The organism is Intrasporangium sp. (assembly GCF_032907665.1).
In the GTDB taxonomy this organism is placed as follows: domain Bacteria; phylum Actinomycetota; class Actinomycetes; order Actinomycetales; family Dermatophilaceae; genus Intrasporangium.
This window is the reverse complement of sequence record NZ_JAJJPG010000006.1, coordinates 60,574-68,624: the sequence shown is the minus strand read 5'-3', so window position 1 is coordinate 68,624 and position 8,051 is coordinate 60,574. Positions and strand designations below refer to the sequence as shown.

Annotated in this window: 6 protein-coding genes; 2 read left to right on the top strand and 4 right to left on the bottom strand. The window is 70.7% G+C overall.

What is annotated here, in order from left to right:
- The 4 genes from LOY02_RS02100 to LOY02_RS02085 form a co-directional block, all read right to left on the bottom strand.
- Window positions 1-371, bottom strand: a 371-nt coding sequence (locus LOY02_RS02100; RefSeq protein WP_317180664.1) for a hypothetical protein, incomplete at its 3' end; no start/stop codon positions are given.
- Window positions 372-864: 493 nt separating this feature from the next.
- Window positions 865-2,079 carry an RNA polymerase sigma factor gene (locus LOY02_RS02095; protein ID WP_317180663.1) on the bottom strand — a complete coding sequence of 405 codons (1,215 nt, stop codon included), beginning with the start codon at window positions 2,077-2,079 and terminating at the stop codon, window positions 865-867.
- Entirely contained in the window at window positions 2,079-2,495 is a 417-nt protein-coding gene (locus tag LOY02_RS02090; protein ID WP_317180662.1) for a YciI family protein, read from the bottom strand. Before LOY02_RS02090 ends, LOY02_RS02095 begins: the two co-directional genes overlap by 1 nt.
- 849 nt (window positions 2,496-3,344) lie before the next feature.
- Entirely contained in the window at window positions 3,345-6,062 is a 2,718-nt protein-coding gene (locus tag LOY02_RS02085; protein WP_317180661.1) for a LuxR C-terminal-related transcriptional regulator, read from the bottom strand.
- Between the two features lie 188 nt (window positions 6,063-6,250).
- Between LOY02_RS02085 and LOY02_RS02080 the strand changes: the two genes are divergently transcribed.
- Both LOY02_RS02080 and LOY02_RS02075 read left to right on the top strand, forming a co-directional pair.
- Window positions 6,251-6,817: an OsmC family protein gene (locus tag LOY02_RS02080; RefSeq protein ID WP_317180660.1), complete on the top strand. Its 567-nt coding sequence runs from the start codon at window positions 6,251-6,253 to the stop codon at window positions 6,815-6,817.
- Window positions 6,814-7,986, top strand: coding sequence for an NAD(P)/FAD-dependent oxidoreductase (locus tag LOY02_RS02075; protein WP_317180659.1), 1,173 nt, complete (start codon window positions 6,814-6,816; stop codon window positions 7,984-7,986). Before LOY02_RS02080 ends, LOY02_RS02075 begins: the two co-directional genes overlap by 4 nt.
- Window positions 7,987-8,051 lie beyond the last annotated feature (65 nt).

The following is an 8,051-nucleotide window of genomic DNA, read 5'->3' as shown; positions in this document are numbered from 1 at the left end:
GAATAGGTCGTCGGTTCGATTCCGACAGGCGGCTCCAGGTGTGACAGCGACGCCCTCCGGTCAGCCGGGGGGCGTTTCCGCTGCTCAGGCAGATCTGTCGCGACCCTCCGTGGCCGGTCGGCTGTCAGGGATGGCGGGAGTCGCTGACGCGGCCCTAGCCTTCGGTCATGGGGATGGTCGACCCGGCGGATGACGGGATCAGGCGGTTCGTGGTGCGGCACTATCGCTATGACCCGGAGAGGCGGGAACGGCGTCACGTGGTGGTCGCGGCCGTCGACAACGAGGTTGAGTTCCATGCGTTGATCGAGTCCGTCGAAGCCGACATCCGGCGTCGTCGCATGGCCGGGGAGCCGGTCGGTCGGAATGAGCACGCTTCCGGAACGGTCTACGAGCCGGGGGATCGGCAGCGGGCAGCGGCCGGCCATGTTCTGCGCAGGATGATCGAGCACGGGGTCGCTCCTGGGACCCGGGCTGAGGTCCCGCAGCTGCCACCCAACATCGCCCTGCTGGGACCGGAGGGACTCCCAAGCGAATGACCCGAAGGGCTTCGCGAGGACTGCTGACCGTGCGCCGAGGCAAGCCGCGACAAACGTGTCTGTGACACACGCGTTGGGGGACCGGCAGCCCATCGCTCAACGGTTCGTGAACATTGTCGCGGCATGATCGACATCTGAGTGACGCACGCGTCGCGCCCTGGTGGGGCGCCGCCCCTCTCTTTCACGAGGCGGCTCAGGTTGGGTCTTCTGCCCACCGCGGCTGTGTCACCACCAGTTCAATGGCGGATCCGAGCGATACGTTGCGTTCCCGACGTCATTGTTCGACGGCGTCCTGGCCGCGCTCGGTCCGGTTGGCCGAGCTGAGTAGTCACCCGAGCGCGGCTGCCTTGCGCAGCAGCACTGAGCGTTCGCGCTGGTTGGCGCACCTCCCCGCGGCCAGCTCCAGCTCGGCCCGCGCCTCCGATCGCCGTCCGAGGCGGGTCAGCAGCTCACCGCGCACGGTCGGAAGCAGATGCGTGCCAGGCAGCCGGTCCGAGGCGATCAGCTCGTCCACGATGGCCAAGGCAGCGGCCGGACCCGAGGCCATGGCCACGGCGACGGCCCGGTTCAGTTCGACGATCGGCGAGGGCGCGATCCGCCCGAGCGCCTCATAGAGCACCACGATCCGGTCCCAGTCGGTCGCCGCGGCCGAGGGCGCCGACGCGTGGGTGGCCGCGATCGCAGCCTGCAGGCCATACGGGCCGAGGCCGCGAGTCGATGCCTTGGCCAGCGCGCCCAGCCCACGGCGGATCGCCGAGACGTCCCACCGCCGCCGGTCCTGATCCTCGAGCAGGACGGGCGAACCGTCGGGGCCGGTCCGGGCGGGGAAGCGCGCGGCTGTCAGCTCACACAGCGCCAGAAGACCGTGCACCTCCGGCTCGTCCGGCTGCAATGCGACCAGCGTGCGGGCCAGCCGGATCGCCTCGTGCGCGAGGTCGGGGCGCAGCAGTCGGTCGCCCGACGTCGCTGTCGACCCCTCGGTGAAGATCACGTAGACAACACTGAGCACGCCGCCCAGCCGTGCCGGGCGCTCGCTGGCCGGCGGCAGCTCGAACGGCACCCCGGTCGCCGCAATCGTCTTCTTCGCCCGGGTGATGCGAGCCTGCACGGTGGGCACGGGTACCAGGAACGCGCGGGCGATCTGTTCGCTGGACAGGCCGCCGACCACGCGAAGGGTCAGCGCCACCCTGGCCTCGGGGGAGAGCACAGGGTGGCAGCTGACGAACATCAGAGCCAAGATGTCGTCGTCTATCCGGTCGGGGTCGATGTCGTCGTCGACCACCGAGCCGGCCGCGAGCAGGGCGTACCGGTCCCGCAGGGCGGTGCGACGTCGGAGCGCGTCGATGGCCCGCCGCCGGGCTGTGGCCATCAGCCAGCCCGCTGGATTTGCCGGGGCGGTGAGCGGCCACGACACCAGCGCCTCTGCCACCGCTTCCTGAGCGGCGTCCTCGGCCAGTCCGAAGTCGCCGGTGAACCGGGTCAGCGCGGCGACGATCCGCGCCGACTCGATTCGCCAGACGGTCTCGACGTCGGCCGTCGCCATCAGATCAGGGCCGTGCCCTCGCTCCCGACAGACTCCTTGATGGACCCTTCCCTGTCCAGGGGCATCTCGTCGTCCCCGGCCACCCGCCGGACCTCGATCTTGGACCCGGTGACCGCCGGGACCCGCTTGGCCCACTCGACCGCCTCCTGCTTCGAAGCGACGTCGAGCAGGAAGTACCCCCCGAACAGTTCCCTGGTCTCGCCGTATGGCCCGTCGGTGACCACTGGGATCTCGCTGCTGAACTCGACCACGACGCCCTGGGCCGCGTCCTCCAGCCCTTCGGCCGCGATGAGCACGCCGGCCTTGGCCAGGTCCCCGATGAACTCGTGAGTCGACGCAGCCAACTCCTCGAACCCGGCCATCAGAGCCGCGTTCGACTCATCGGTGCCCCGCATGATCAGCATGTACTTCGGCATGGTGTTCTCCTCACCCGACGGGGCCGGCTCTCGGCCCTCGCACCCCAAGGTCGAACGAGCGACTCGCGAATCAACACAGCCCCGGAGATATCTTCGCCGCGACCAATCCCTCCGCCCCCGCGCGCTGCCGTCAGGCCCTGTGCCGATCGCTGGCGCGGGACGCCCTGCTGATCAGAAAGCCTATCGGCGCAGCGTGGCAAGCGTCGCGTTCCGGCCACTCCCGATCGACCAGTCCGATACGCGCTACGAGCACGACCAGGCTCCGCCGCGGGCGCAGCTGACCGCACGGTCGTCTGCATGCCTCGACCACCTCGAGCGCAGGGCTGTGTGCTCCACGACCTGCATGGCCGGGTGCAGCGCGGGCACCGCAACCGATCCTTGCCGAGCATGCCGGCCGTCCAGGTCGCCGCTCGACTCAGCGGCCACGCCCGATCAGGCGCTGCCGAGTCCCTCACCGATCACGAATCCCACGATGAAGGGCGCGGCGGCCACGGTGATGACGGTGGCGACGACGTTCATGGTGGATTGTCGCCTTCCGAGCCAGAGGGTCATCACGTTGACGATCGCCGCCACCGTGCCCAGGGCCAGTCCAGCAATCGGCCCGGGATATGGATGCGTGACTCATGGTCGACCACCTCCGGACAAGCGAACCGGTGCCCCGTGGGATGCTCGAGGCGACGCAATGGGCTCGTTCACAGTCTTGACCTTCGGCGCCTTCGCCGCAGCGACTTCAGGGTTCTCGTCGAGCGCGAGCGCAACCTCACCAGCGCCAACGACGCTCCGGACGGAGCACCGCACGGGGCCCGCAAAGCGCATGCTGCCGATGCCGCATGTCCCGAGGTGTTTCGGTCATGTTGACTGGGCACGAGTTTGCGCGGCGAGCCCGCGGGTGCGCGCCTCCTGGTACGGACATCCCAGTCCAGCGAACGTGGCCGCCAGCTCCTCGACGGCGCTGCGGTCGCCGGTCGCGATCGCGACTGCACGACTGATGATCGCCGAGGCGATGGGGTTGTCGCGTGCCGCACGCCGGGCCGGATCGACTCGGGTGAGGGCGTCGGTGGAATCGGCGAGCACGGCGGCTTCCACCCAGGCTGCCGCATACCAAGGGCGCCAGTCGATGGCCGGACACCTCCACAGCTCCGAGTCATCGAGGCCGGCGCTGAGCCGACCGAGGGCGCGGACGGGAGCGCCTCGGTGGAGGTCGAGCAGGGCATCGAACGTGGGCGCCCATCCGGTCTCCGGGCCTTCGAGGAGCTCAGGCGCGACGCCGAGGTCGCGCGTGACCTGCTGCCATCGGGTGCGCTGCTCGTCGTCACCGAGCATGCCGTGGACCATCGCTGCCGCATAGGCGCCTTTGGCCAGACCGGCCGCGGCGTTCCTCCCACCACGCTCCCAGCCGACGCGGAACCGCTCCGCGTGTCGGACGGTGTCGTCGAACCGGCCCGCCAGGGCGTCCACGAGGATCCGCCGGACGATACCGAGGTGCTCGTCGCGGAAGAAGGGGAGGTCGGCGAGCCGGTCGGCGTAACCCCCTGCAGCAGCGAGCTCGCCGAGGGTGATGCTGATGTCGCAGGCCATCTGCAGGGTGTCGACGAGCTCGAAACCGGTTCCGGCCCCGATGGGCAGGTTTCGGATCAGCTGCAGCCGACGTTCGATGGCGGCTCCGGCCGCGCGCGGCTGGTCCAGGTCCTGGTGGATCGTGCACTCGTAGTCGAGTGCAGCGCACTCCAGCTGACCGTCGCCGGCTTCACTCGCCAGCTGGATCGCCCTCTGTGACAGGCGGAGAGCATCGGGGCTCCGGTAGTCGGCGGCCCACGCTCGGGCTGTGGCGATCGCCGCCGCTGCCCGCACGGAGTCGTCGCAGACGGCCTCGGCCTCGGTCCGCAGCGCCGCGGCCTCTCCGGGACGCGCGTGGGCCATGATCCCGGGCTGCCGGTCCACGTAGATCGACATCCAGGCCAGGTCGACGGCAGCGCCGGCACGGTCTCCGGTCTCGAGTGCGGTGTCCGCAGCGGCCCGGAGCAGCCGGAGCGTGTCGTCACCGGCATAGCGACTTGCCGCCGCGCCGGCCGCGAGGCGCAGGAAACGGATCCGGTCATCCGAATGGGGCGCGAGGGCGGCAGCCTGCTCGTAGCGGTGCTGGGCCTCCGTCGGGCGGCCACGGAGGAACAGCACGTCAGCGAACTCCCCGGCGAAGGCAGCCGCCCGCGCCTGGCGCCGGTCGTCGGCCGCCGACCAGTGCAAGGCGGCGCGCACGTCATCGACAACCCGGTCGAAACGCACTGACCACGCGTCCTCGGCGTCGACGGTGCGGAGCGCCGCCGTCTCCGCCCGGCTCCACTGCTCGTGGCGGGCCCGGAGCGCCTCGTGCTCGCCGGCAGCCCGCGCCTGCTCCTCGGCGAACTGCCGGATCGTCTCCAGCAGGCGATAGCTCGTCGGCTCGCCGCGGTCCACGAGGAGCAGGCTGTGGTCGGCCAGGCGAGACAGCCCGTCGGCGACCGCGGCGTGGTCCCAGCCCGGGACGGCGACCACCCGGGCGGCGTCGACGTCGAACCGGGCCGCGAAGACTGCGACGCCGCGCAGGAGGGCCCGGTCAGTCGGCGTGAGCAGGTCGTAGCTCCAGCCGATGGTGTCGCGCAGCGAGCTGTGCCGGTCTGCTGAATGGCCGCCGGCGGTGAGGAACCGCAACCGCTCGTGCAGGCCGGCCTCGAGTCCATCCAGCCCAAGGGTCGCATAGCGGGATGCAGCCAGCTCGATTGCCAGCGCCAGCCCCTCCAGCTCGAGGCAGAGTGCGGCCACGCGGGCTCGGTCGGGCGGGCTCGCCTCGCCGGTCGCCTGTACCGCGCGAGCTTCGAACAGCGAGACGGCGTCGCCTCCGTCTGCGGTGACGGACAGCCCGGGTACGGAATACACCCACTCCTGAGGAAGCATCAGGCGGGTCCGGCTGGTGGCCAGAATAGTGACTCCAGGGCAGGCACGGGCCACCAGGTCGATGCACCCGCGGACCGGGTCGATGAGATGCTCGCAGTTGTCCAGGACGAGCAGCCCGTCGCCGCCTGCCAGCGACGCGACGAGCGCCGCTTCCGGCGAGGTCACTCGTCGCTCGGGCACTCCCACCGCCTCCGCCACGGTCGCGAGGACCGCGCTGGGATCCGTCACCCGGACCAGGTCGACGAACCACGACCCGTCCCGACGCGTCTCGGCCAGATCGGCAGCCACCTCGATCGCGAGGCGAGTCTTGCCCACCCCGCCCGGCCCGACCACGGTGACGAGCTGATGGCCGGCCAGGGCTGCTGTGAGCTCTGCGCGCTCGATGTCCCGCCCGAGGAACCGTGTCACCGGCACCGGCAGCTCACCGCGGACCGGCGCAGCACTCGGCGCAGCCAGCCGGGCGAGACTGCGCCGGTCCGGCACCTCGTACTTGCGCAGCAGCGCGGACACGTGGCTCTCCACCGTGCGCACCGAGATGAAGAGGGCCCGCGCGATCTGCGCGTTCGTCAGGTGCTGGCCGAGGAGGGCCAGGACCTCCGACTCGCGCGCCGTCACCGCGGTGTCGAGCGTCGCCACGTGACCAGTGTGCCCCCGAGCTGCGTCTCGCAGCCCGGGTTCACGATCGGCGGGCGAGCTCCGCGCCGAGCTCCGTGCTCGGGGGTCCGTGCTCGAGATCCGTGGTGACCACGGATGTGCCACCACCCCACCGCAGGGGACCGTCGTCGGGTCAACCGGCATCATCCGACCACGTCAAGGAGCGACCCATGACCACCACGATCAACCACCCGAGCCGGAACGGCGTCGACACGGCGGCACTGTTCGCCACCCTCGATGCGGTGAAGGCTGACCCCGAGCTGGCCAAGTTCACCTTCCACGCCACCAATCGCTGGGTGAGCGGAACCCACAACCAGTCGACGATTCATGGCTTCTTCGGTGCCAAGCAGGACATGGCGCACCAGTCCGCCTGGACCTTCAGCGCCGACCACCCCGCGGTGTTGGTCGGCAAGGACAACGGGCCGACCCCCGCGGAGTTCCTGCTCCACGCTCTCGCAGCGTGCCTGGCGTCGGGTATGGCGAACATCGCCGCGGCCAGGGGCGTCGAGCTCACCGACGTCACCACCGAGGTCGAAGGCGACATCGACCTGCTCGGGATCCTCGGCCTCTCCGACGAGGTCCGCAACGGCTTCCAGCAGATCCGGGTCCGCTTCACGATGCACGGCGACGACCCGGACCGGCTCCGGGCTGTCGTCGAGCAGTCGCGGCGCCGCTCCGCTGTCTACGACATGCTGACGAACGGGGTCCCGGTCTCGATCGAGGTCGACGCGGAATGAGGTACGACGTCGTGGTGGTGGGCGCCCGCGTGGCGGGTGCCGCCACCGCACTCCTCCTGGCCCGGTCCGGACTGCGGGTGCTCGTCCTCGACCGGGCGAAGAGCGGCACCGACACCCTGTCGACGCATGCCCTGATGCGCGGCGCCGTGCTGCAGCTGACCCGTTGGGGACTGCTGGACCGCGTGATCGCTGCTGGGACACCGCCGGTGCAGCGGGTCACGTTCCGCTATGCGGGGGAGGTCGTGCCAGTGGAGATCAAACCGTCCTTCGGCGTGGACGCGCTCTACGCACCGCGCCGTACGGTCCTCGACCCGATCCTGGTCAACGCCGCAGCGGAGAGCGGGGCCGACCTCTGCTTCGGCGTCGCCGTCAGCGACGTCGAGCGAGAAGCGTCGGGCAGGGTGACCGGCGTCCTCGGCCGGAGGCGGGATGGCCGCGGGTTCCGCGCTCGGGCGCGCCTCGTCGTCGGCGCGGACGGTATCCGCTCCACCATCGCCGAGCGCGTCCTCGCTCCCGTCGAGCGCATCGGCACCGGCGGCGGCGCCACAACGTACGGGTACTGGCCCGGGCTCGGCACCGAGGGCTATGAGTGGAACTTCCGCCCCGACGCAGCGTCCGGGATCATCCCCACCAACGACGATCTGTCCTGCGTGTTCGCCAGTGCGACCCCGGGGCGAATCGGTCGCGGCGGGCCGGCCCCCTTGCTCGAGATCCTCGCCGAGACCGACCCCGAGATGGCGAGTCGCCTCGCGACCACCAGCCCGCCGCCGATGCGCACCTTCACCGGGTGCCGCGGGTATGTCCGCCGCCCGTGGGGTCCGGGCTGGGCGCTGGTCGGCGACGCCGGCTACTTCAAGGACCCGCTCAGCGCCCATGGCATCACCGACGCGCTCCGCGATGCAGAGCTGCTCACCCGTGCCGTGGTCTCCATGCTCGTGGATGGGGCCGACGAACGCGACGCCCTGGGAAGCTACCAAGCAACTCGTGACGCCTTGTCCTCGTCGCTGTTCCAGGTCACCGACATCATCGCCGGTCACCGCTGGACGGACCGTCAGATCGGTGACCTGCTGCTTCGGCTCAACGCCGCCATGGCAGACGAGCTCGACCTGCTCGCCGAGCTGCCGGCCCTCTCTGCGGCCGGTCGGAGGCTCGATGCATCGATCGGCTGACGCCGTGGGAACCTCCGCGCCGGCGGCGAGAGCGGGGTGGATGAGGAGGCTGACCTCGTCAACGA

Coding starts and splice junctions, on each gene's coding strand:
- LOY02_RS02095 (WP_317180663.1), bottom strand. CDS start 2,079: ATGGCGACGGCCGACGTCGAGACCGTCTGGCGAATCGAGTCGGCGCGG.
- LOY02_RS02090 (WP_317180662.1), bottom strand. CDS start 2,495: ATGCCGAAGTACATGCTGATCATGCGGGGCACCGATGAGTCGAACGCG.
- LOY02_RS02080 (WP_317180660.1), top strand. CDS start 6,251: ATGACCACCACGATCAACCACCCGAGCCGGAACGGCGTCGACACGGCG.
- LOY02_RS02075 (WP_317180659.1), top strand. CDS start 6,814: ATGAGGTACGACGTCGTGGTGGTGGGCGCCCGCGTGGCGGGTGCCGCC.